This window comes from Flavobacterium sp. B167r, from assembly GCF_056824315.1.
Genome location: NZ_CP124859.1, coordinates 4,400,995 through 4,424,789, shown reverse-complemented (window position 1 = coordinate 4,424,789; position 23,795 = coordinate 4,400,995). Strand labels below are relative to the sequence as shown.

Here is a 23,795-nt window from a genome sequence, read left to right as displayed (position 1 = left end):
GATTACACAGATTAAAATGATTATTTTTTTTGTATTGAAAATTAGCCACGAATTCACGAATTATTCTAATTGATATTAAAAATAATTCGTGAATTCGTGGCGGAAAAATCCTTATAATCAGTAAAATCTGTGGCTAATATTTTTGGCTATTTTAATCGTTTTTTTAATTGATAATCGTAAAGAGACGGAATTTTTTCAACAGGCGTGTTCAAAAATTCAATATATGGATCAATGTCATATTTGATTTCAAATTTTGTATTTCCGTGAACACCAATAATTCTAGCTAAAGCGCCGTCTTTCATTCCATACAATAAAACTGGTTTTGATGCATCTGGATTTTCGACTTGAACATTTAGATTCCAAAAAGTACTGTAAGGTCCGTGAGATGGTTTCCAATAATCGGCTCCACCGCCGCCAAATAAGGCGTAACTATTATTTTTATCTGCTTTTGAATGAACAGTAATATTATCAAACAAATTTTGGTGATTCGCTCCCGAATGTTGATCTAAAAGTGGATCTGTAAAAATTTCGCAGTTTTGATACACGTTTTTTGTCGCAAAAGTGTTGAAACTTAAAGGATGAACTGCCGAATTATAGATTTTCAGATTCTGAACCAAAATATTATGCACGCCACCTAAAGTTACGGTGTAATGCGCTAAGTGCGGACCATCAGTTGTAATGTTTTGAATCGTAACGTTTGAAACTTCTTCAGCTAAAATTCCGCTATCTGCGTTGGTGATTTTTACATCTTTAACCCAACTATTAAAAAGACGAGTTAAGAAAATCCCATTATTTCCAGGTTCCACATGATGTGCCACTTTTGGAATATCAGGAAAAGTAAAACGAAGATGTTCAATTCCGACTTCATTTAAGTGCTTCCACTCAACTAATTGCGCTTGATAACTTGGTTTTATCGAAATAGTTAAAGGTGTTTTTAAAGTAATTTTTGAACCAGAAATTTTAGTGATTTCAACCTGCTGTCTCACAATCGGAAGTTTTGGAAATTTCCAATGATGCGAACCCGGTTTTACTTTAGCGCCTTGATACAAATCTTTAATGATTTCGCCGTTTTCACCATCTTTATTAAACAATTGCAATTCGACAACATCACCGACTTTCAAATTTTTTACATCTGAAACCGTAACAATATGTTCTCCCATTTTCCCCGAACTGACTTTCGCCAACGGATTAAATTCTGGTTCATATTTATCTAAATACGATTTTACACGTTCGCCTGGAACTTGCGTCCAGATAAATCCACCGGACCACGCATATTGCGAAAAAGGAAGATCTATGTTGTTTTCTTTTTCTCGTTGTCTTTTGTCGAAAGTGGTCAAATATTCTCGAAGCTCGGCCAAAACTTCAGAATCTTTAAGATACATCATCGGTCTTGGGCAATAGATTTCCGTTCCATTTTCAGCAGAACCGGCACCTCGAAGTACAAAATTGCTTCTTTCGATATACAAAATATCACTCAGAATAATTCGTCCTGCTGGCAATTGCAGAATTACATTTTCTTCAACGGCATTGGCAGCTTTTAAGGCGTTTAAAAGAGCTTTTGAATCGTCTAATTCATCATTGGCTTTTACTCCAAAATCAGTGGCATTAATTACTTTTCCTTTAATTTCAGGAATTGGGCTTTCGCCGAAATGATATCCAGCGTAGCTAAAATCGGGAAGATAATTGGTTTTTGAAGTAATAATTTTAGGTAATTCCTGCGCCAGTAAAGTGTTCATGAAAAGACCGCAGGATATAAGAATGGTTTGGCGAATCATGGTTTGTGGTTTTGGTGGTTAGTTAGTTTTTGAGAGTTTGCCACGAAGGCGCTAAGATTTTTTATTTTATTTCACGCAGATTTAAATGATTTAAGCAGATTTTGCAGATTCATTAAATTTAAATCTTACTAAATCTGCCAGATCTGCGTGAAACAAAAAACTTTGTGTCTTAGTGCCTTCGTGGTAAAACCTCTATAAAGATCGCTTAATCCCTAATTCAAGTCCACGCAATTCTGCAAGACCTCTTAAACGGCCGATAGCAGAATAACCAGGATTTGTTTTTTTCTTCAAATCGTCTAGCATTTGGTGTCCATGGTCAGGACGCATTGGCAATTTGCTGTTATTCCTTTTTTCTACTTCTAAAATTGCTTTTACAACTTCGTACATGTCAACGTCTCCTTCAAGATGATTGGCTTCATAAAAACTTCCTTCTTCGTCGCGTTGCGTACTTCTTAAATGAATAAAATTCATTTTATCGCCATGACGTCTTACAATTCCAGGTAAATCATTATCGGCACGAACACCGTAAGAGCCTGTACACATAGTAAATCCGTTTGATGGAGAAGGAGCAGCGTTCATTAACTCGATCAAATCTTCTTCTGTACTTACTACTCTTGGCAAACCTAAAATAGGGTAAGGAGGATCGTCAGGATGAATCGCCATCAAAACCCCTTTACTTTCAGCAACTGGAATAATTTCTTTTAAAAAATGAAAAAGATTATTCTTTAAAGCTTGTCTGTCAATATGATTGTAAGCGCTTAAAGTCACTAAGAAATCTTCAACTGAATACGCTTCTTCCGCACCAGGAAGTCCAGCCAAAATATTCTGCTGTAATTTTACTTTATCTTCTGCAGACATTGCTTCAAAATAGCTTTTTGCTTTTTGTTTCTGTTCTTCAGAATACTCGTTTTCGGCACCTAGCCTTTTTAGAATATGCAATTCAAAAGCAGCAAAAGCATTAATGTCAAAACGTAGTGCTTTTGAACCGTCTTCAACAGTATAAGATAAATCGGTTCTTGACCAATCTAAAACAGGCATGAAATTATAACAAACACATTTGATGCCGCATAAAGCTAAATTTCTAATGCTTTCTTTATAGTTTTCAATGTATTGAAGATATTTTCCAGTCTGTTTTTTAATGTCTTCGTGAACCGGAATACTTTCTACAACCGACCAAGTCAAACCAGAAGCACCTTTTTTAGGATCTCCGTTTTCGTGTTCGATTTCAACTTTTCTTTTTATGATTTCATCAATGCTCCAAACTTCTCCGTTTGGAATATGGTGTAAAGCAGTTACAATTCCGGTTGCTCCGGTTTGTTTAATATCTTGTAAAGAAACAGGATCATTTGGTCCGAACCATCTTAATGTTTGTTCCATTTTTATATTTTTTATTTCCTGCAAGGTTTTAAAAACCTTTTAGGTCTGATTAATATGTTATTCTAATTTTAAAATTTATACCTACAAGGTTTTAAAACCTTGCAGGAACAGGAAATATTAAATACTTGTAGCAGCGAAACCACCGTCTACTTTTAATGTGATTCCTGTTACGAATTTCGACATGTCGCTGCATAAAAATAAAAGCGCGCCGTCAATATCTTCTGGAGTTCCAAATCTTCCCATTGGCGTGTGATCGATGATTTTTTCTCCTCTTGGCGTTAATTTTCCTTCTGGAGTCAGCAATAAAGCACGGTTTTGTTCTCCAATGAAAAATCCTGGAGAAATAGCGTTTACACGAATTCCTTCGCCGTATTTTTGAGCCAATTCAACCGCCATCCATTGTGTGAAATTGTCAATTGCCGCTTTTGAAGCCGAATAGCCAACCACTCTCGTTAAAGGCCTTTGTGCCGATGCCGAAGAAATGTTGATGATATTTCCTGATTTCTGCTTTGCAAAAAGTTCAGCAAAAACCTGCGATGGAAGCATAGTCCCGATAATATTCAAGTCAATCACTTTTTGCAGATCATCGCTTTTCATGTCATAAATTGCCTGATCTGGCTGAATCGTTGCGCCTGGCATATTTCCGCCTGCACCATTAATCAAAATATCAAGACGACCGTATTTTTCAACGATAAAATCTCTAATTTTTTCTAATTCTTCCTTATTTAAAACATTCGCTTGAACAGCAAAGCCTTTTCCGCCGTTTGCTTCAATAGTTTTTACAGTGCTTTCTGCTTTTTCAAGCGACTGAGAAACAATTCCGACAATAACGCCTTGTTTTGCTAATACATTTGCAAAATTGCTTCCTAAAACTCCGGCACCTCCAGTAATCAGAGCAATTTTTCCTTTTAGATTGAATATTGAATCCATTATTTTTTTAATTTTAAATTTTTAACCTCTAATCGCTTCAATCAAATCCAAAACCCTTTTGGTTTCTTTTTCGATTGTATCGTAAGCGCCATATTCCATAACTTCTTTGCTAATTAATTTGCTTCCCATTCCCACAGCAGAAACACCAGCCTTAAACCACGTTTCGATACTTTGTTTAGTAGTATCGACTCCGCCTGTCGGCATAAAAATTAAGTTTGGAAAAACATCTTTTATTCCGCTCATAAAATCTGAACCTAAGATATTTCCAGGGAAAAGTTTGATGAATTTTACTCCAGCATTTTCAGCTGCAATAATTTCAGTCGGAGTCATACAACCCGGAGCGTATAGCACTTCTTTAGAAATTAAAAATGAAGCGACTTCAGGAACAAAACCCGGACTAATAAAGAAGTCAGCTCCAGCCAAAAAATAAGTTTCTGCCTGCGTTAAATTTTTGATGGTTCCAATTCCTAAAAGCATTCCTGGCATTTCAGCATTTCTTACTTCAATCATTTTTTTGAAATTAGAAAGCGCTTCTGGGCCACGGCTTGTATATTCAACAGCTCTAATTCCGACATTATATAAGGTTTTTAAAAGAGCAATGCTTTTACTTTCGTCGGCATTGAAATACAACGGAAGCATTCCTTGTTTTATAATAACATCAATGGAATTCTGAATCGTGCTCATGAGTTATATTTTTACTTTTATAACAATTTTTTTCAATGTTCCTTCGCCAATCATAGCGGTATGAACATCTTCTGGAAACAAGATTGCAAACTGTTTTTCTTGCATTTCATAAAACGTATCTGGCGCATCATGGAAAAATCGAACGTCTCTTTCATCACTATATTCGCCATTCGGATTTACACATTTTTCTCTCGGTTTCCATGCAAAAGTCTCAGGGCCTTTAATTGAAATCTGAATGTCAATATTTTTATCATGGCATTCAAAACCTTTTACAGCTTCTTCTTTTGTATTTCCTTGTCCGACAATTACAATTAACTTTAAGCCTTCACCAATTTCATAAGCACCTTCTTCTAGATTTGCGATGTCATTTTGGTTTACATAATCAAAAGCTTTCTTGAAATTTGGATGCAAACCGTAGTATTTTGCTGCATTATGTAATGAATCTAGTATCATTTTAGTCTGTTTTATTTTTGTTTTTTGATGTTATGTGTATATTTGCGTGTGCGTACACGGTATTTTACAAATGTATGCAAAATGTGATGTAAAACAACTTATTTTTGATAAAATAAATTAATTTTACCCAACTGCTTTTATTTTTTTAACTTAAAAAGAATCAATATCATAACAATTAAAAAAATTGCTGAATTAGCTAATATTTCGCCAGGAACTGTGGATCGAATTATACACAAACGTGGACAAGTCGCACAGGAAACGGTTGACAAAGTCAATGCGATAATTGAAGAGTTTGGTTATAAACGAAACATATTGGCAAGTAATCTGGCTTTAAACAAAAAATTTCACTTCGCTATTTTCCTCCCAAAATCGGAAACTTTGGAATATTGGAAAAGTCAAGCAGATGGAATAGAAAAAGCGGCTTTGGAATTCAGTAAATTCGGAATTGTTTTGGATTATTTTTTCTATGATTATAATCTGGCTTCATTTAAAGAATCTGCGCAAAAGGTGTTAGAATTTGATTGCGATGGACTTTTATTTGCGCCAATTTTCTATGAAGATTCTGTTCAGTTTTTAAAGGAATATGAAAAGAAGAACATTCCGATTGTGATGATCGATTCGAATATTTCTGAAGAAAACGAACATGCTTATGTTGGACAAGATGCTTTTCAGAGCGGATATTTAGCAGGAAGATTAATTAGTTTTGCTGTTAAAAATGAACGTCAAGTTTTGATTTTTAAAATTACGCGAGAAATCGAAAGCACTTCTGTGTATCAACAGCGTATAAAAGGTTTTTATTCGTATTTTGAAGATCATAATGAGTTGACCAATTTCAAGTTTTCTGAATTTACCTTAAAAGATTCGGGAATCGATCAACTCAATTTGGAAATGTTTTCAGGTGTAAACAGTGTGTTTGTACCGAATTCTAGAGCTTATATTGTAGCTGAATTTTTAGAAAAAAACAATATAAAAGGCGTTCGAATTATTGGTTTTGATTTATTGAAAGAAAACATCGAATACTTAAATAAAGGCGTAATTGATTTTTTAATCAACCAAAGACCCGAAGATCAGGGTTATATGGGGATTAATTATTTGTATAAAAAACTGGTTCTTCAAGAAGAAACGGAAAAGACTAATTATATTCCGTTGGAGATTATTTTGAAGGAGAATTATTTTCCTGCTAAGCGATAGTTTTTTTTGTCGCTAAGACGCAAAGTTTTTTTAAGACATGAATTACGAACATAGCCCAAGGTTTCAACCTTGGGAAACGTATTGTGATTTACGTTGCGTTCCAATGGTTGAAACTATTTGCTATGTTTTTTACGCAATTGCACCTGACAGGTGTCGTTACAGAGTAATGAAATTTTCGTGCCTTAGCGCCTTAGTGGCAAAAAGCTATTTCTTAACCTTCACAATCAAAGGATTATTAATTTTCTCTGCAAAAGAACTCAAATACTTTTCCCATTCTTGTTTAGTTTGAAACGGACTTCCTTTTTTCCATCCAAAACCAACATAATAAACGGCTTTATTGTTTTTAACCGAAATATTTCCATACAAATTGCTGAGATCTTTTTCACCCGTAACATGATGGTCAAAGCTGATTAAAGTTCCTTTTGGAGCAACCAATCCTGTTCCGATTTCAGAATCGTCAATTGGTTCCCAATAACTTAACCAGCCTTCTTTTAAATTCGTTCCAATTGTTCCTTTTTTCTCATGAAGCGTTAATCCTGCTGAAATAGTTTTTGTTCCAGAAATATTAATTTCAAAACGAGAAAGCTGACTTCCATAATCTAAACTGATTAATTTCGATTCGGTTATTTTGTTTCCTTTCGCATCCCAATCGGCATAAGTCAAAATAAAACTTGTTCTAATGGGACCAGTTGTAATCGTTTTCCAGCTGATGAAATTCTTCGAAAAATAATATTTTCCGTCAACGTTTACTGCAATTCCGCCCACGCCGCGACTATCACCAACGTGAAAATTATCTAAACCTTCGCCTGTATCTTTATGATACGTTCCCGTTCTATTTGTGGCTTTTTCATACCATTTATTAATGATCGGATAATCGACTCTTTTTAACCAAGCATCAATTCCGCTTGTTAAAGTTCCGCCTGGGATATTATCTTCGACCATTTTTTGCGCTACAGGTCCATAAGTTCTAAAAGCAACTTTATTGTTTTCCCACGCATAATCGTCTGTACGCTCTGGAACAAATCGGGAATAACAATTAACAACTTTTGAAGCTGAAGGATTTGTTCCGACTAAAACTTCAAAATCTTGTTTAGAGGAAGCTTTTATTTTGGGTTGAAATAATAGCAAATCAGCACTTCCGTCGCCATCATTATCTACAGTTTGCGTTTCTAAAAATGTATTGCCGTTTTTAATTGCATAATCTTCGAGTTTAGCTTTGGCAGCTAGTCCAAGAGATTTTTTGGTTAATTCGATGGTTTCAAACTCACGATCAATCTTCAAATTGTTGGTGATTGTGATAATTTTATTCTGAGAAAAAGCAGCAAAATTAGCTGACAGAATGGTTATGATAAAAAGATGTTTTTTCAAAATTCTTTTGGTTTTAATATTTAAAAATAGGTTTGATAGGAATATAAAAGTACAAATGAAAACGGAATTGAAAATACAGAATAGGTATAATTCTGTACAGAGTTCTGAAAAACAGAAAGTAAAGTTTAAATTTTAGGATAAATTATTTTTCGTAATTTACATTGCTTGTCTTTTAAAGCAATTTTTATAATTAAAATAAAAATCAACAAAATGGTTAAATGTATAATTTTCGATTGTGACGGAGTTTTGGTCGACACAGAAAAAATCGGTAACGGAATCTTGCTTGAAATGGCACAAAAACATGGATTTGAAATGGAACTCGAAGATGCTTATCGTCATTTTAACGGTCGAAATTTAAAAGACTGTTTCCGTCATATTGAAGAAGCAATCGATCAAAAATTGCCAGAGAATTTTGAAACTGAATATCGTGAAAAGAGTTTTGAAGCTTTTAAAACGCAAGTAAAACCGATGAAAGGTGTTGTTGATTTTATCGAAAAATTGACGATTCCGTATTGTGTAGCTTCAAGCGGTCCTGTAGAGAAAATTCGTCTCAATCTTGAAGTTGCGGGTTTATTGGATAAATTCGAAAACAAAATATTTAGCTCGTATCAAATTGGAAGTTGGAAACCAGAACCTGGAATATTTCTACACGCCGCAAAAGAAATGGGTTTTGAGGTAAAAGACTGCATTGTTTTAGAAGATAGTAAAGCGGGAGTAAAATCAGGGGTAAGTGGCGGATTTAAAGTTTACGGTTTTGCAAATGGTTTCAATGACGATGATCTCGAAGAAGAAGGCGCGGAGCTTTTTAGTTCTTATGAAGAGTTAAGTGAAAAATTGGGTTTTAAGTTTTTGTTTTAAGAAGGGATTTTACAGTTTCTATGAATTTTGTCAAAGTTTATCTTTGCATGATCAAAAGATCTGATTTCCTAATTATCTAATTGTCCAATTTTCTCATTATCAAATTCTTTAATTTGAATGTAATTTGTTACACTAAAATTAAATTTCTTATATTTGAGTTTGTACATTCGTTTTTTTAGTGAGCTTTTTATGATGAATTTGTAATAGTTTGTTAGGATAACGCTTGAATTTTCTTAGAAAATAGCTTTTCCCAAAGAGTTGTTTTATAAGCTTGTGATTTCCCAAAATCACAAAAACTAACCTACAGACACAAATTGAATGATGAAATTTAAAATTAGAATTTTACTTCTATCGCTTTTATTTTCTCCAATTATCAATTCCCAAATCAAAAAGATTGGAGTTCCTTTTATAGCCAATTATAGTCCAAAAATGTATAAAGCGGCATCTGAGAATTGGGATGTTTTGCAAGACTCAAAAGGCATGATGTTTTTTGCCAATCATTTTGGAATTATGCAATTTGATGGTGTTCGCTGGGCTATTGTAACACAGCCAGAAAACCGAAGCATGGTGCGCTCGATGGCGATTGATGAAAAGGATAAAATTTATCTAGGTGCTCAAGGCGATTTTGGATTTGTGATTCAGTTGCCAAATGGCCAATATCAATATACTTCTTTAGTCAAACTGCTTCCTAAATCGGCTCGAAATTTTGGAGATGTGTTTCATACTGTAATTCGAAATAATGAAGTAGTTTTTTTCTCTTATGAAAGGATTTTTATTTACAAAAATCATACAATCAAAGTGATAGATGCTAAAACTACTTTTGATGATTTATTTGAAGTTGGAAAAGAAATCTATGTTTCGGACAATGAAAAAGGATTATTAAAGCTAAAAGGCGATGAATTAATCCCAGTCGAAAACGGCCAGAAGTTTGTTGGATTGCAGGTTAGAAATATTTTTCAAACCAAAAACGGATTTTTATTATTAACTCAAAAGAATGGACTTTTTTTATTTAATGAAAATCAATTAAAGCCATTTGTGACCGAAGTTGATCCTTTGCTGAAACAAAATCACATTTCGGCAGGAATTGAACTTTCTGATGGTTATTTTGGAATTGGGACACGTCAATCAGGGCTGATAGTTATAGATAGTGAAGGACATTTGATTCAGCATATTGACAAACAAATGGGACTTCAGAATGAATATGTGACGAATTTTAAAATCGATAAAGAAGGCAATTTGTGGGTAACGCTTAAAGGCGGAATTTCTCTGATTCAGATTTCGTCTCCTTTATCCAAAATTATAGATGGAACTAATTCTGAAACCAAAATTTATTGTAGTCAGATTTATCAAAACAAATTATATATAGGTACCGACAACGGCGTGTTTTGGTTGAATTGGGAAGCTTATAAAAGCGGAAAAAGAGAAAACGTAACCTTTCGGCACGTTTCCGGAATGTCTGAAAATGTTTGGAATGTGGGCGTCTTCGGTAATTCGTTATTGGCTTTTGAAAAAAACGGAATATTCGAAATCAACGGAAATTCCGCGAAAGCGTTGGCTAAAATTGACGGTGCTTGGCAAGGAATTCTAATTCCGAATCACCCTGATTTATTGCTTGTTGGTGGTTATACAGGATTGTATTTGCTGAAAAAAACAAACGGTTCTTGGTTTTTTCAACATCGAATAAAAGGTTTTGCAGAAAGCAGCAGAATTATGGAAACCGATAAACAAGGAAACATTTGGATTGCGCACGGGTACAAAGGAATTTACAAACTTAAATTCAACGCAACATTTGATTCGGTTATTGACCTTCAGTTTTATAATGATAAAAATGGTTTTCCGTCGAGTTTGTTTTTGAATGCTTTTAAAATTGATAATCAGATTTTATTTGGAACAACAAGAGGCGTTTACAGACAAGATATTTCATCAAAAAAAATGATTCCAGATCCTGTTTTCAAGAAATATCTTGGATTGGAAAATCATATTCGATTATTAAAACCAGATAATCAGGATAATATTTGGTACGTTTCTGGCGAAAATACGGGAAAAATGAGCAAGCAGAAAAATAGAAGTTATAAAATTGAGGAACTTTCTTTTCGAAAACTTCGCTATTTATATGTTCCTGGTTTTGAAAACATTCAAACAACACAAAGCGGCGATGTTTTTTTCGGAACTCAGGATGGGTTGATTCATTACAGCGCCATTAAAAACAAGAAATATCAAGCGAAATACAAAGCCGTTATTTCGGAAGTAAAATGTATTTTCCCAAAAGATAGTTTGCTTTTTTCTAGTCGTTATAATGTGCTGCCGAATAAAGCGGGATCTGTAAAGGACAAGTTTTCAACTATTTTATCTTATTCAAATAATGCGCTTCATTTTTCTTTTGCATCGCTTTGTTTTGATGATGCCGATGCTACAAAATATGAATATTGGCTGGAAGGTTTTGAACCGACTTGGTCAGATTATAGCCTTCAGACGGAGAAAGAATATACCAATTTGCCTGAAAATGAGTATGTTTTTCATGTAAGAGCAAAAAATATGTACGATGTGGTAAGTGAAGAAGCGGTTTTTCGATTTGAAGTTCTAGCGCCTTGGTATCGAACTACGTGGGCTTACATTTTGTATTTAGTGCTTTTCGGAGTTTTAATTTATACGATTATCAAATATCAAAAAGGTGTTGCAGAAAGCGATCGCGAACAGTTAATTCTCAATCAAGAGAAAGAATTGCTTCGAAATCGAGCAGAATTAAACGAACAGAAATTAGCATTAGAACAAGAAAATATGGCGATTGTGCGTGAAAATCTTCAAACCACAATCAATCTTAAGAATGCTAAAGTGGCTTCGAATACTGTGAATCTTATTCATTTAAATGAAATTTTGCTTTCAATAAAAGAATTAATCGGTCAGATTGATAGGAAAAATGATCCGAATGTGAACTTCAGTCTTCTGACTAAAATCAATAAATTAATCGATCATGAATTACAAGGAGACAAGCATTGGAACGAATTTGAGGAAATCTTCAATCAATTGCATGATAATTTTATGCAGCGATTAAAATCGAGTTATCCAGAACTGACTCCACGCGATATGCGATTGTGTGCGTATCTTCGAATGAACTTCAATACAAAAGAAATTGCACCGCTTTTAGGAATTTCTGTTCGAGGTGTTGAAGACACGCGATACCGTATTCGCAAAAAACTGCAGCTTCCTTCTGATACCAACATTACCGAATTTATTCTCAATTTCTAATTTTTATCTTGTAAATGAAATCCTAAGTAGTTTTACGTTTTTTATGGGCTATTTATTACAATTTTTTAATAGTACCGTAGTCAAACCGTACTCCAAAATGTAAGTCTTGCCTGATTTTTTAGTTAATATTGCGTTGTTATTGTCGGAAAATACAATCTGTTTTTAGAAAATAGATTTTTGAAGAAATAGCAATTACTAACTAAAAAACTTATTTAAAATGAAGCAAAATGACTTTTTTTTCGGCCGACCACCGAAAAGCAATTCTTATTTTTTTAAACGATTATGTGTTGCAGTTTTATTTTTACTGTTGCCATTTCTTAAAACTCAAGCCCAATGTAATACACTTATTTGGTCTGATGAATTTAATGGCACAACGGTAGATTTAAACAAATGGCAAAGTATCTCAGGAAACGGCTGTCCGTCGCTCTGCGGATTTGGAAATGCTGAAGCACAGCGCTACGACCCAAATCAAGCGACAATTGTAAAGGAAGGAACGAATAGTTACTTAAATATTGAGGCGAAATATGCGCCAAATGCACAGTTTCCAGATCAGCCTTACGCTTCGTCAAAACTGACTACAGAAGGAAAGTATTCTTTAAAATACGGAAGAGTAGAAGCTCGTATGAAACTTTCTAACGCTCAAGGCGCGTGGCCAGCTTTCTGGATGCTTCCAGTTAACGGAAATTGGCCTTTTACAGGAGAAATTGATATTATGGAAGCCAAACATAGAAATCCGAAATCTATAGATGGAACGATTCATTATGATGGCGGAGGTTATCAATTTACAGGAAGAAGTTACAGTTCTTCAATTGATTTATCATCAGATTTTCATGTTTATGCTGTAGAATGGGGACCAAATATTATCAAATGGTTTGTTGACGATGTTTTGTTTCACACCGCAACGCCAAACATGACGGTAAACAGCGGATGGCCTTTTAATGACAGCAATTTTTATATTATTTTGAATCTCGCAGTTGGAAGCTATGGAACGCCTTACACGCGAGTAAATGGTGTAGGAGTAGAGCCAGTTCCTGCTGATTTTCCAGCAAAATTACAAGTCGATTATGTTCGTGTTTACGATGGGAGTTTTAAATATGCGGTAACAGGCGATAGCAAAGTGTACCAAAATGAAACTAGTAAAACCTATTCTTTAAATGCAATTTCGGGGGCTACCTACAACTGGACTGTTCCAGCGGGAGCAACAATTGCATCAGGGCAGGGAACAAATTCGATAACGGTAAATTGGGGAACTTCTGGAGGAGATGTTTCTGTAGCTGCAACAGTTTCAGGTTGTAATGTTGGGAACTACAAATTGGCAGTTACGACCGAACCAGCATTGCCAGTTGAAAAAATACATGAGGATTTTCAAAGTAATCGAAATGTATTGTACCCAGTAAAAACGGGAGTTTTGACAGAAGCTGTCGCGAATCCTTCTGCTACGGGAATTAACACTTCCGCTTTGGTTGGGAAATACGTTCGAAATTCAAGTGAATTGTATGATGTTTTAAACATTAGAAACGTAACCATTACAAATGCGAACGATTATGTTTACGGAAGAAAAAGACTTTCGTTTGACATCTATACTTCTGCGCCAGTTGGAACTAAAATTTCGATGCAATTAGAAAACAGTAATGTTACGACTGCAACGAATTATCCGTCAGGAAGACATAGTGGATTTAAAGCAACAACGACAGTTCAAAACAAGTGGGAAACGATCGAATTTGAATTTGAAAAAGTAATCGATCCAAATACAAGCGCTTTGTCAATTAATAATGTAGTGCTTCTTTTTGAGTCGAATTCGAATTCTGGAGCGACTTATTATTTCGATAATTTGTTGACAAAAGCGACGCCAGAAAAACCAATTATTGCGACTGACATTCTTCAAAATTACGATGGCGTAAATAAAATTATAAAAGGAACTACAACGGGAACTTATTCTGTTGTGGCAAATCCGGGAACTAATTCGGTTAACGCTTCCGCGAATGTGGCGAGATACGTTCGAAATGCATCTGAGCAATACGACGTACTTTTCTTCAACACGCAAAGCACAATAGAAGATGCTGGTTTATTGAAAAATCAGACGAATAAAATTATGATTGACGTGTATACTTCTGCGCCAATAGGAACAGTGATAAGTTTGAATTTAGAAAACAGTGCAACTTCGCTTCCAGCTAATTATCCGACAGGAAGAAATAGTAATTACGTAGCGATTACAACCAAACAAAATCAATGGGAAACGCTGACTTTTTACTATAATTCTAGTCCAGATGCGGGAACTTCAAACTTGGCAGTAAATCAAATGGTTTTATTGTTTAATTCTGGTTCTTATACTAGCGATACCTACTATTTTGATAATATTAGATTTGGTTCTACTAAACTTCCAGACACTTTTACTCAAGGTGTAATTTATGAAGATTATCAAACGATTCACAATATTACGTTTAGAGATGCAATTGGAACTTACACGCCAAACACAGCAAATCCAAATGCAAGCGGAATTAATACTTCTTCAAACGTTGGAAAATACGTTCGTAAGTCGACTGAGTTGTATGATAATTTTTCATTCAATACAACAATAAATAATATTGGAGATTTTAAAGGCGGAGTTAAAAAGTTCGCGATGGACGTTTATACTTCTGCGCCAGTTGGAACAGTAATTTCTTGGCAGGCAGAAAGCAGTGCTTCGATTCCGTCCAATTATCCTGTTGGAAGACACAGTATTTATCAAGGAGTTGTAAAACAAACGAATGCTTGGCACACCGTAACTTTTACGTATGCAAGTTCACCAGACGCTTCAACTGCAGATAGTGATGTAAACCGTTTTGTTTTCTTGTTTGAACCTGGAACAAATTCTGGAAACACTTATTATTTTGATAATCTGAGAGCTTTAAATTTAGTTTCGACAGAAAATCCGAATCCGACTGTGAATTTAGCTTTAAATAAAACAGCGATAGCTTCGACATTAGAAAACACCACATTTACTGCAAATCAAGCAACAGACGGAAATGCAGGCACAAGATGGGCGAGTTCTTTTGCGAATGCCACAGAATGGATTTATGTTGATTTAGGAAGTAATTACAACATCAACAGAGTGGTTTTAAAATGGGAAGCCGCTTATGCAACGCAATACAAAGTGCAGCTTTCGACAGATACTGCTTTCACAGAAAATGAAACCGTAAGCAATCAAATGGCCTCAGACGGAGGAACAGATGATTTAACGGTAAGCGGAACAGGAAGATACCTTCGAATTTTATGTAATACAAAAGCTTTGGCGCCTTACGGATATTCATTATTTGAAATTGAAGCTTATGGTTCGGCAACGACTTTAAGTGCTAAAATGGCTTTGAATGTTGAAGAAGAACCTCAAGCTGAAGAAGTTCTTTTTGCCGTATATCCAAATCCGACAACGAATTATGTTCGAGTTTCATCTCCTGAAAACTTAGATAATAAAGTCATTACGATTTATGATAACGCTGGAGCTTTGATTTTGCAAAATAAACCTCAAGGAAACGAAAGCGTCATTGATGTAAGTAGACTTCGCAGAGGAATTTACATTTTGAACTTCAAGTCAGATCAAAAAAGCTGGACTAAAAAGCTGATTAAGAAATAATTTTTTGAATCTGTCGGGTGCAATTCAAGGAGGGCATACCAGTTGCATCTGACGGATTTATTTAGTCATTCATTTGAAAATGGCTTTGGTTTAAAATTTATTTACGTAACCCCAAAATTATTTAGATATGAATAAAATTAGACTTCAAAGATTTTCGTTTTTGACCACACTTTTTTTAGTGTTTTCAAGCCTGATACATGCTCAAGGGCCTGTACCTTTTACGATTAGTAATAATTCGACGTTTGCAGACAGCGAATTATATGTTGCCATTGTCGGTATCGATTATACCACAGGAAACCACGTTTGGGTAAATGCCAAAACGAGTCAGGTTTTGCCAATGAACGCTTCTTACAATACAGTTACTGGGCCAACTTACGGTGGAAACACAGGTCCTGGACAAAATTCTAAGTATGCGGCATGTTTTACGAAATTGAGTGAAATTCCAAATAAAACCTTTACGCTACCTTTAATTGCTGGATGTAGAGTTTTTATTTCTAAAGGATCACAATTGTATTTTTACTTTTTTGGCGCCAACGGAGCTCCTTCAGGATATGCGTCGCCAAATCCGCAGAATGCAACAGACCCAAATCAAGGAATTTTGTATGAAATGATCGAATTGACGAATAATCAATATGGTTTCTTCGGAAATCCAACAAGAGTCGATTCATACAAATATCCAATGGGATTGGAGTTGTTTGGCGCTAACGGTTACCAAAAGAAAGTGGGTGATTTGAAAAAACACGCTGATATTGTGGCCGCTTTTAAAGCAAATGTTCCAGCAGAATTTCAAGGTTGTGTAAACGATGCAACAGGCGAAATTACAGCACCTTCTAAAACTGCAGCTTACGCCGAAGGATCAGGGCAATATGCAAACTATTTGAAATCATACATCGATGCAATTTGGAATAAATACAAAAATGAAGATTTGATTTTCTACGCAGGAGATGCAGGAGTTTTTAAAGGTAGAGTGATTGGAGAACAACTAGAAATGGTTGGACAATCTGGTGGTTTTGTTGGAAGAACAGGACGTGTTCAAAACCGACCAACAACTCAAGAAGCGCTTGAAGGAAAAGGTGTTTTGGACAGAAGACTGGTTGATGGAGATTTAGATCTTGTGATTCAAGCGCAATTAACGGCTGCAATTAACCGTCACGTTGTGAATACTACAACTGCAAATCCAGGTGAGCAAAATTGGTACGATGCTTCTAAGTTTTATCAAGTAAATCCAACGAATCATTATTCTAAATTTTGGCATTTACCAGGAATCAATTTTGATAATTTAGCTTACGGATTTGCTTATGATGATGTTGCTGATCAGTCGCCATCTCTTCATTCGCCACAGCCAACAAAAGTTATCGCAACATTTGGAGGTTATGCAGGATTAACGCCTTCAGTCCCAGCTTCAACAGATGTAATTACTGTTTACAAAGATTGCAACTACACAGGTTTCTCTGGCGGATTGACAATTGGAGATTACAATTTAGCTCGTTTGAATTCTTTAGGCGTTTTAAATGATGATATTTCTTCACTAAAAATCACTCAGGGTTATCAAGCGATTTTATATCAAGATGATAATTTTACAGGAGCTTCAACCGTAATCAACTCTGATAATACTTGCTTGAATACCACTTGGAACGATAAAGTAAGTTCGATTAGAATTATTGCAAACGGAACAACCACTTTAGGCAATCAGACTTTCTTCCTTCAAAATAGAAATAGCGGTTTGTATATGGATGTTTGGAATGCAAGTACAGCAAACGGAGCAGGAATTAATCAAGGCGCTCTCAATTCAGCAAACAACCAGAAATTTACGTTTACACATTTAGGAGACGGAATGTATAAAATCATTGCCAACCACAGCGGCATGTCAATGGACGTTAATAACTTCAATAAAGCTAATGGTGCGCGAGTAGAGCAATATCCTTACAATGCAACTACAAATCAGCAGTTCATTTTGGTTTCAACTGGAGATGGTTATTATAAAATTGTTGCCCGTCACAGCGGAAGAATCGTTGAAGTTGCGGGAGCAAGCACAGCTTCTGGAGCAATTGTACAGCAATGGGATAACAACAACCAAACTTGCGGACAATGGAAATTAGTTCCAACTACAACTTCTCAAAGTTCCGTTTTAATTCAAGCAGAAGATTACTCTTCAATGAGCGGCATTCAAGTTGAAGCAACTACAGATACTGGTGGAGGTTCAAACGTAGGTTACACAGAAACTGGTGATTGGTTGGCATATAACAATATTAATTTCCCAACAACGGGTTCTTATTTGATCGAATATCGAGTAGCAAGCGGTGTTACCGGAGGAAAATTATCTTCTGATTTAAATGCAGGAGCGATTCCTTTAGGAAATGTTGATATTCCAAACACAGGAGGATGGCAAAACTGGCAAACGGTTTCTCAGACTGTAAACGTAAATGCAGGAACGTATAATTTCGGAATCTACATTCAGAATACTGGAATGAATATCAACTGGATTAAAATTACAAAAGTTGCAGGAACAGCTAAAATGGCTGCTGTTGAAACAGTTGAGGAAGAAACAACTGCAACAGAATTAAATGTTTATCCAAGTCCGGCAGAAAGCACTCTTTTCGTTACAAAATCGGTAAGCGGAGAAAAAGTAAGCATTATAGATCAGACTGGAGCATTGGTTTCTGAGCAAAAAATCAATAACAACAGTATTGATGTTTCACGTCTTAGAACTGGAATCTATTTTGTTGTTTTCCATAAAGATGGAGGAAAAACAGTGAAACGTTTTATTAAAAAATAATTTCAAAAGAAGTACAGCCTTGAACATTTCATGAGAATTGTTCAAGGCTACTTTAACGCAATAATTAACCCCTACTATTAACTATTGAAAATTGAATATTATGAAAAACAATTACAAAAGAATGCCACTAAAATGGACGATCATTTTGGTATTAGGAGTTTTCAATTTGAGTATTGCCCAAAAAAAGGTAATCGCTTATATCCCAAATTGGATTGATTTAAATGCTTTTTCAAGCACTGTTCAGTACAATAAATTAACGCATATTAATATTGCTTTCGAAAATCCTGATGCAAACGGATATTTGAGTTTTAATTCAGGAAGCAATACGATTATAAATGCGGCGCATGCACAAAATGTAAAAGTTTTTGTTTCTCTTGGAGGAGGTTCAGTTTCTGAAGGAGGAGCAATTCGTGACAATTATTTTAATCTGATAACGCCAGCAAACAGAACGGCTTTCATTCAGAAAATTTACGATTATGTTATCGCTCATAATTTTGACGGAGTCGATGTCGATTTAGAAGGCCCAGCGATTAATGGAGATTATGGAGGATTTGTGATTGCTTTAGCGAATAAATTACATGCCAATGGAAAATTGATTTCAGCAGCACTTTCAGAAGGATATGGTGGTGCAAATGTGCCTTCATCTACTTTTGCAGCTTACGACTGGATTAATATTATGGCTTATGATGCAACAGGGCCTTGGGCACCTGGAAATCCTGGACAGCATTCTCCTTACAGTATGGCCGTAAATCAGTTTAATTACTGGACAGGAAGAGGATTGCCTGCAAGTAAAGCCGTAATTGGACTTCCGTTTTACGGATACGGTTTTGGAGCTTCTGCTAATCAGGGAATTTCTTATGCGAATATCGTAGCGCAATATCCAGGAGCTGAAAATTTAGATCAAGTTGGAAACACGATTTATTACAACGGAATTCCGACTATCAAACAAAAAACAACTTTTGCAATCCAGAATGCAGCGGGAGTTATGATTTGGGAATTGTCTCAAGATGCAACAGGCACAAAATCATTATTAAATGCCGTAAATCAAGTTATTACAGGAAGTAATCCGCCAGCAACGGGAACTTTAATTCAAGCAGAAAATTATAACGCCATGAGCGGTGTTCAAACCGAAGCAACAACCGATACAGGAGGCGGATTAAATGTTGGCTATTGTGACACAGGCGATTGGATGGCATATTATAACATTAATTTCCCAACTTCTGGTTCTTACCAAATCGAATATCGTGTTGCAAGTGCTGTTACAGGCGGAAGATTATCATCTGATTTAAGTGCAGGAACGATTCAGCTTGGCGCTATAAATGTTCCAAATACGGGAGGATGGCAAAACTGGCAAACAATTACGCAAACCGTAAACGTAAATGCAGGAACGTATAACTTCGGAATCTATGTTCAAAATACAGGTTTTAATATCAACTGGTTTAGAATTACAAAATCGGGTTCAACGGCAAAATCAGCTGCGCCAGCTACTGACCAATCTATTGCAAGTTTAGAAATTTATCCAAACCCAACAGAAAGCGAAATCTTTTTTACTGCAGAAGTTTCTGGCGGAAATGTAAATATCATCAATACTGAAGGAGGTGCAACTGTTTCTTCTCAAACTGTGAATAATAACAGCGTAGATGTTTCGACTTTAAAAACTGGAATTTACTTGATTTCAGTTGAAAAAAATGGAATCAAAACGGTGAGACGTTTTATTAAGAAATAGTTACTTAACCGCAAAGGCGCAAAGTTTTGCGCAAGGTTCGCAAAGCTTATTTAATACTTTGCGTGCCTTGCGATTGTCTTTGCGTGCTTTGCGGTTAATCATACAATAAATAGTTTCGTAACCCTTTCACCCCAAATCATATGAAAAACAATTACAGGTTTAATTTAAGTCTGCTCGTATTTTTAATTTTTGGAAGCTTTGCATTTGCACAAACTTCACTAGGATCGAGCAAGTCTTTTATGAATACTTTAAAGAAAGAATTGACTTCTTCAGCCACTTCAAAAAGTATCGAAAAAACAATTTTACTTCAGGCAGAAAATTCAAATTTCAACGGAAAAATAAATTACAAAGAATCGAACGCTACAAGCGAATTTTTAATCGGAGAAATTAAAAATATCGAAGAATCATCTTTTTATATTAAAGTGAAAGAAAAGTCTTTGGAGGGTCATATTTTGTTGAAGAAAACTAGAGAAGCTTACAAATATTTTTCGGATGCTCAAGGAAATGCTTTTGTAGAAAAAGTAGATATCAACACTTTAGTTTGTATTGATTACAAAAATGTCCCAACAAAAGAGAATACAACTTCTAAAACAACTGCAGCAGCAGAAGTTGCACCAGCATTATTAGATTTACAAAGTTTACCAGGAGCTGCTGGTTGTGTAATGTTGGATTTTGACGGCTACTATATGCCAGCAGGAAATCTTTGGAACAACGGAAACGCAATTAATGCAGCATCTTCAGGAATGAATGATGCTGCGGTACAACAGCACTGGGAAGTAGTTTCAGAAGATTATCGTCCATTTAATGTGAATGTCACTACGAACGAAGCGGTTTTTAATTCGTATCCAAAAAATAGAAGAATGCGCGTTGTAGTTACACCAACAAATACTGCTGCTCCGGGCGCAGGTGGGGTGGCGTATATTGGCTCATTTAACTGGGATAATGATGTTCCGTGTTGGGTATTTATCACTTCTGGAAAATCGGGGGGAGATGCTTCTTCACACGAAGTCGGGCATACTTTTGATCTTGGTCACGATGGACGCACAAGTCCAGCCGAAGATTATTTCTTAGGTTTAGACGGAACTTCTTGGGCGCCAATTATGGGTGCTGGATATTACAGACCTGTTGTGCAATGGAGTAAAGGCGAATACAATAATGCTAACAACAAACAAGATGATGTAGCAATTATTGCAAGTGCTAAATTTGGAGTTGGATATCGCGGTGATGATTACGGAAACAACACAGCTTCTGCCGCAACTTTAGATTATAATGCAAGCGGACAAATCAATCAGAAAAACGGAATTATCTCTAGCGAAGCAGATTATGATTTCTTCACATTTACAACCGGAGGAGGTAACGTTTCAATCAATGCAAATACAGTTTCAAGAGACGGAAATCTGCATTTATTAATTAGATTATTTAATTCGTCTGGTGTAGAAATGGGAACATATTGGAATTCTGATCCGTTTGCTTTGAATGCTTCTATGAATGTGAATCTTCCTGCCGGAAAATATTTCATCGGAGTTGATGGAACGGGAGCAGGAAATGCTGGAAGCGGAGGTTATTCGGCTTATGGTTCTATCGGAAGTTATTCGATTACAGGAACAATTCCGCCAGCAGGAAATGTCAGTCCGTCGACAGATGTGATTACCGTTTACAAGGATTGTAATTACACAGGATTCTCAGGCGGATTAACAATTGGAGATTACAATCTAGCTCGTTTAAATTCTTTAGGAGTTTTAAATGATGATATTTCTTCACTAAGAATTACTCAAGGTTATCAGGCAATTTTATACCAAGATGATAATTTTACAGGAGCTTCAACTGTTATCAATTCTGATAATACTTGTTTGAATACCACTTGGAATGATAAAGTAAGTTCAATTCGAGTTATTGCCAATGGAACTGCAACTCTAGGAAACCAGACTTTCTTTCTTCAAAATAGAAATAGCGGTTTGTATATGGATGTTTGGAATGCGAGCATGACAAATGGTTCAGGAATAAATCAGGGTGGTCTTACTTCTGGAAACAATCAAAAATTTACGTTTACACATTTAGGAGACGGAATGTATAAGATTATTGCCAATCATAGCGGACAGTCAATGGATGTGAATGGTTTTAATAAAGCAAACGGTACGCGAGTTGAACAATATCCGTATAACGGAACAACAAATCAGCAATTTATCTTAGTTTCAACTAGAGACGGATTCTATAAAATTGTTGCCCGTCATAGCGGAAGAATTGTTGAGGTTGCAGGAGCAAGCACCACTTCTGGAGCTATTGTACAGCAATGGGACAACAACAATCAGACTTGCGGACAATGGAAACTGATTGCTACGACAACATCGCAAACATCGACTTTAATTCAGGCTGAAGATTACTCAGCAATGAGCGGAATACAAGTTGAGCCAACTACAGACACTGGCGGAGGTTCTAATGTTGGTTATACCGAAACTGGTGACTGGCTGGCTTACAACAATATTAATTTCCCTACAACAGGTTCGTATTTAATCGAATATCGTGTTGCAAGTGGCGTTACTGGCGGAAGATTGTCATCTGATTTAAACGGAGGAACGATCATTCTAGGTAACGTTGATATTCCGAATACAGGAGGATGGCAGAATTGGCAGACTGTTACACAAACGGTAAACGTAAATGCAGGAACGTACAATTTCGGAATTTACATTCAGAATACTGGAATGAACATCAACTGGATTCGAATTACAAAAGTAGGAGCGGGATCACCAGTTGCTTCTACAGCAATTGAAGAAGAAATAGGAAATGATGCGGTTCTAAATGTATATCCAAACCCAGTTTCAGAAACATTGTTTTTTACGAATGATGTTTCTGGAGGTAGTTTAAAAATTGTCGATTCTCAAACTGGATCTACAGTTGCATCACAGAAAATAAACGACAATAGTTTGAATGTTTCGAATTTAAGACAAGGAGTTTATTTCATTGTTTTTGAGAAAAACGGCAAACAAACCATTAGACGTTTTATTAAAAAATAACCCATTTGCCATAATGGTTTTAGATACATTAAATTTTAGGTTTTTTAATGTAATAAGAAGGCTGTCTTTTTTAGACAGCCTTCTTTTGTTTTCTTATCTAAAAAGTTTGTCATGCTTGGAACATTACTTACCTTCTTAAATTATTTGAATAAGGTATAATAATTTCTTTTTTTCATTGCCAATTTAGAATCAATGATTTTTGTCGCTTGAATTGACCCTTTTTTATCAATTTTAAAACATAAATTCACGTACCCATTTCCAATAGTTGAATACGAAAAGTTAAATGCCTCAAAAATTAGAACCTTATATTTTCTTTTTTCTATAACGCTAATTTTGTTTGGAATTAAATTCTTGAAATCTGAAATATTAAGATTCTTAATTATTTTATAATTGACTTTAATCAAAGAATTCTGATTTATAGATATTTCTTTTTTAATTTCCTCTTCGATTTTTTGATTTAAACATTTTTGAGTAATTACATCTTCGGTTTGAATAAGAATATCAATATCTATGTTTTTTATATTTTCATGTATTTTGAAAATACTTATAGAATCATTAATTGAAATTCTGCAAGGTTCTATTTTTTTTTCGATTATGATATTCTGGGCACAAATGAAGTTGATAAAAAAGCAAAAACATATAATGAGATTATTTTTCATAAATTACCTGTGAACTATTTTTAAAACTAAAAGTTGTTGATTTATAAATTGTAGTACCGAAATCCCCCCGCTAGCGCGAGCATCCTGCTCGTGCACTCAATTTAGACAATCCAAATATCACGAGCGGGACG

General features: G+C 35.3%; 14 protein-coding genes. 7 read left to right on the top strand and 7 right to left on the bottom strand.

The genetic code is table 11. The annotated features are described in order from the left end of the window. Window positions 1–146: 146 nt before the first annotated feature. The 5 genes from QLQ96_RS19430 to QLQ96_RS19410 form a co-directional block, all read right to left on the bottom strand. The gene (locus tag QLQ96_RS19430; protein ID WP_482492644.1) at window positions 147–1,775 is read right to left on the bottom strand and encodes a hypothetical protein; all 1,629 of its coding nucleotides are present in this window, start codon (window positions 1,773–1,775) and stop codon (window positions 147–149) included. Window positions 1,776–1,967: 192 nt separating this feature from the next. After that, a complete protein-coding gene (gene uxuA / locus QLQ96_RS19425; protein ID WP_482492643.1) occupies window positions 1,968–3,152 on the bottom strand; it encodes a mannonate dehydratase in 1,185 nt (394 codons plus the stop codon). 117 nt (window positions 3,153–3,269) lie between these two features. Beyond that, a complete protein-coding gene (locus QLQ96_RS19420) occupies window positions 3,270–4,082 on the bottom strand; it encodes an SDR family oxidoreductase (protein WP_482492641.1) in 813 nt (270 codons plus the stop codon). Window positions 4,083–4,103: 21 nt separating this feature from the next. Next, on the bottom strand, window positions 4,104–4,766 hold the full coding sequence (locus QLQ96_RS19415; protein ID WP_482492639.1) for a bifunctional 4-hydroxy-2-oxoglutarate aldolase/2-dehydro-3-deoxy-phosphogluconate aldolase: 663 nt from the start codon (window positions 4,764–4,766) through the stop codon (window positions 4,104–4,106). Between the two features lie 3 nt (window positions 4,767–4,769). Beyond that, a complete protein-coding gene (locus tag QLQ96_RS19410) occupies window positions 4,770–5,219 on the bottom strand; it encodes a NanQ anomerase/TabA/YiaL family protein (RefSeq protein ID WP_482492638.1) in 450 nt (149 codons plus the stop codon). Window positions 5,220–5,339: 120 nt separating this feature from the next. On the opposite strand from QLQ96_RS19410, the gene QLQ96_RS19405 reads away from it, so the two are divergent. Then, on the top strand, window positions 5,340–6,410 hold the full coding sequence (locus tag QLQ96_RS19405; protein ID WP_482496984.1) for a LacI family DNA-binding transcriptional regulator: 1,071 nt from the start codon (window positions 5,340–5,342) through the stop codon (window positions 6,408–6,410). A gap of 204 nt (window positions 6,411–6,614) precedes the next feature. Here the strand turns inward: QLQ96_RS19405 and QLQ96_RS19400 are convergent, their stop codons facing one another. Beyond that, on the bottom strand, window positions 6,615–7,778 hold the full coding sequence (locus tag QLQ96_RS19400; protein WP_482492636.1) for a DUF4861 family protein: 1,164 nt from the start codon (window positions 7,776–7,778) through the stop codon (window positions 6,615–6,617). A 210-nt stretch (window positions 7,779–7,988) separates the two neighbouring features. Here QLQ96_RS19400 and QLQ96_RS19395 point away from each other — a divergent pair, with 210 nt between their 5' ends. From QLQ96_RS19395 to QLQ96_RS19370, 6 genes are all read left to right on the top strand, one after another. Further along, on the top strand, window positions 7,989–8,636 hold the full coding sequence (locus tag QLQ96_RS19395) for an HAD family hydrolase (RefSeq protein WP_482492634.1): 648 nt from the start codon (window positions 7,989–7,991) through the stop codon (window positions 8,634–8,636). 318 nt (window positions 8,637–8,954) lie between these two features. Further along, a complete protein-coding gene (locus QLQ96_RS19390; RefSeq protein WP_482492632.1) occupies window positions 8,955–11,882 on the top strand; it encodes a triple tyrosine motif-containing protein in 2,928 nt (975 codons plus the stop codon). A gap of 217 nt (window positions 11,883–12,099) precedes the next feature. Next, entirely contained in the window at window positions 12,100–15,492 is a 3,393-nt protein-coding gene (locus tag QLQ96_RS19385; protein WP_482492630.1) for a family 16 glycosylhydrolase, read from the top strand. Window positions 15,493–15,619: 127 nt separating this feature from the next. Continuing rightward, on the top strand, window positions 15,620–18,268 hold the full coding sequence (locus QLQ96_RS19380; protein ID WP_482492628.1) for a beta-1,3-glucanase family protein: 2,649 nt from the start codon (window positions 15,620–15,622) through the stop codon (window positions 18,266–18,268). Between the two features lie 100 nt (window positions 18,269–18,368). Next, complete coding sequence (locus QLQ96_RS19375) at window positions 18,369–19,994, top strand: glycosyl hydrolase family 18 protein (protein WP_482492626.1); 1,626 nt, start codon at window positions 18,369–18,371, stop codon at window positions 19,992–19,994. A gap of 140 nt (window positions 19,995–20,134) precedes the next feature. Next, complete coding sequence (locus QLQ96_RS19370) at window positions 20,135–23,005, top strand: carbohydrate-binding protein (RefSeq protein ID WP_482492624.1); 2,871 nt, start codon at window positions 20,135–20,137, stop codon at window positions 23,003–23,005. A gap of 140 nt (window positions 23,006–23,145) precedes the next feature. On the opposite strand, the gene QLQ96_RS19365 is transcribed toward QLQ96_RS19370, so the two are convergent. After that, window positions 23,146–23,664, bottom strand: coding sequence for a hypothetical protein (locus tag QLQ96_RS19365; RefSeq protein ID WP_482492623.1), 519 nt, complete (start codon window positions 23,662–23,664; stop codon window positions 23,146–23,148). Window positions 23,665–23,795: the final 131 nt, after the last annotated feature.

What these genes read in the sequence shown, in the direction of transcription:
- QLQ96_RS19430 (WP_482492644.1), bottom strand. Translation starts at nt 1,775, where the DNA reads ATGATTCGCCAAACCATTCTTATATCCTGCGGTCTTTTCATGAACACT.
- uxuA (WP_482492643.1), bottom strand. Translation starts at nt 3,152, where the DNA reads ATGGAACAAACATTAAGATGGTTCGGACCAAATGATCCTGTTTCTTTA.
- QLQ96_RS19420 (WP_482492641.1), bottom strand. Translation starts at nt 4,082, where the DNA reads ATGGATTCAATATTCAATCTAAAAGGAAAAATTGCTCTGATTACTGGA.
- QLQ96_RS19415 (WP_482492639.1), bottom strand. Translation starts at nt 4,766, where the DNA reads ATGAGCACGATTCAGAATTCCATTGATGTTATTATAAAACAAGGAATG.
- QLQ96_RS19410 (WP_482492638.1), bottom strand. Translation starts at nt 5,219, where the DNA reads ATGATACTAGATTCATTACATAATGCAGCAAAATACTACGGTTTGCAT.
- QLQ96_RS19395 (WP_482492634.1), top strand. Translation starts at nt 7,989, where the DNA reads ATGGTTAAATGTATAATTTTCGATTGTGACGGAGTTTTGGTCGACACA.
- QLQ96_RS19390 (WP_482492632.1), top strand. Translation starts at nt 8,955, where the DNA reads ATGATGAAATTTAAAATTAGAATTTTACTTCTATCGCTTTTATTTTCT.
- QLQ96_RS19385 (WP_482492630.1), top strand. Translation starts at nt 12,100, where the DNA reads ATGAAGCAAAATGACTTTTTTTTCGGCCGACCACCGAAAAGCAATTCT.
- QLQ96_RS19380 (WP_482492628.1), top strand. Translation starts at nt 15,620, where the DNA reads ATGAATAAAATTAGACTTCAAAGATTTTCGTTTTTGACCACACTTTTT.
- QLQ96_RS19375 (WP_482492626.1), top strand. Translation starts at nt 18,369, where the DNA reads ATGAAAAACAATTACAAAAGAATGCCACTAAAATGGACGATCATTTTG.
- QLQ96_RS19370 (WP_482492624.1), top strand. Translation starts at nt 20,135, where the DNA reads ATGAAAAACAATTACAGGTTTAATTTAAGTCTGCTCGTATTTTTAATT.
- QLQ96_RS19365 (WP_482492623.1), bottom strand. Translation starts at nt 23,664, where the DNA reads ATGAAAAATAATCTCATTATATGTTTTTGCTTTTTTATCAACTTCATT.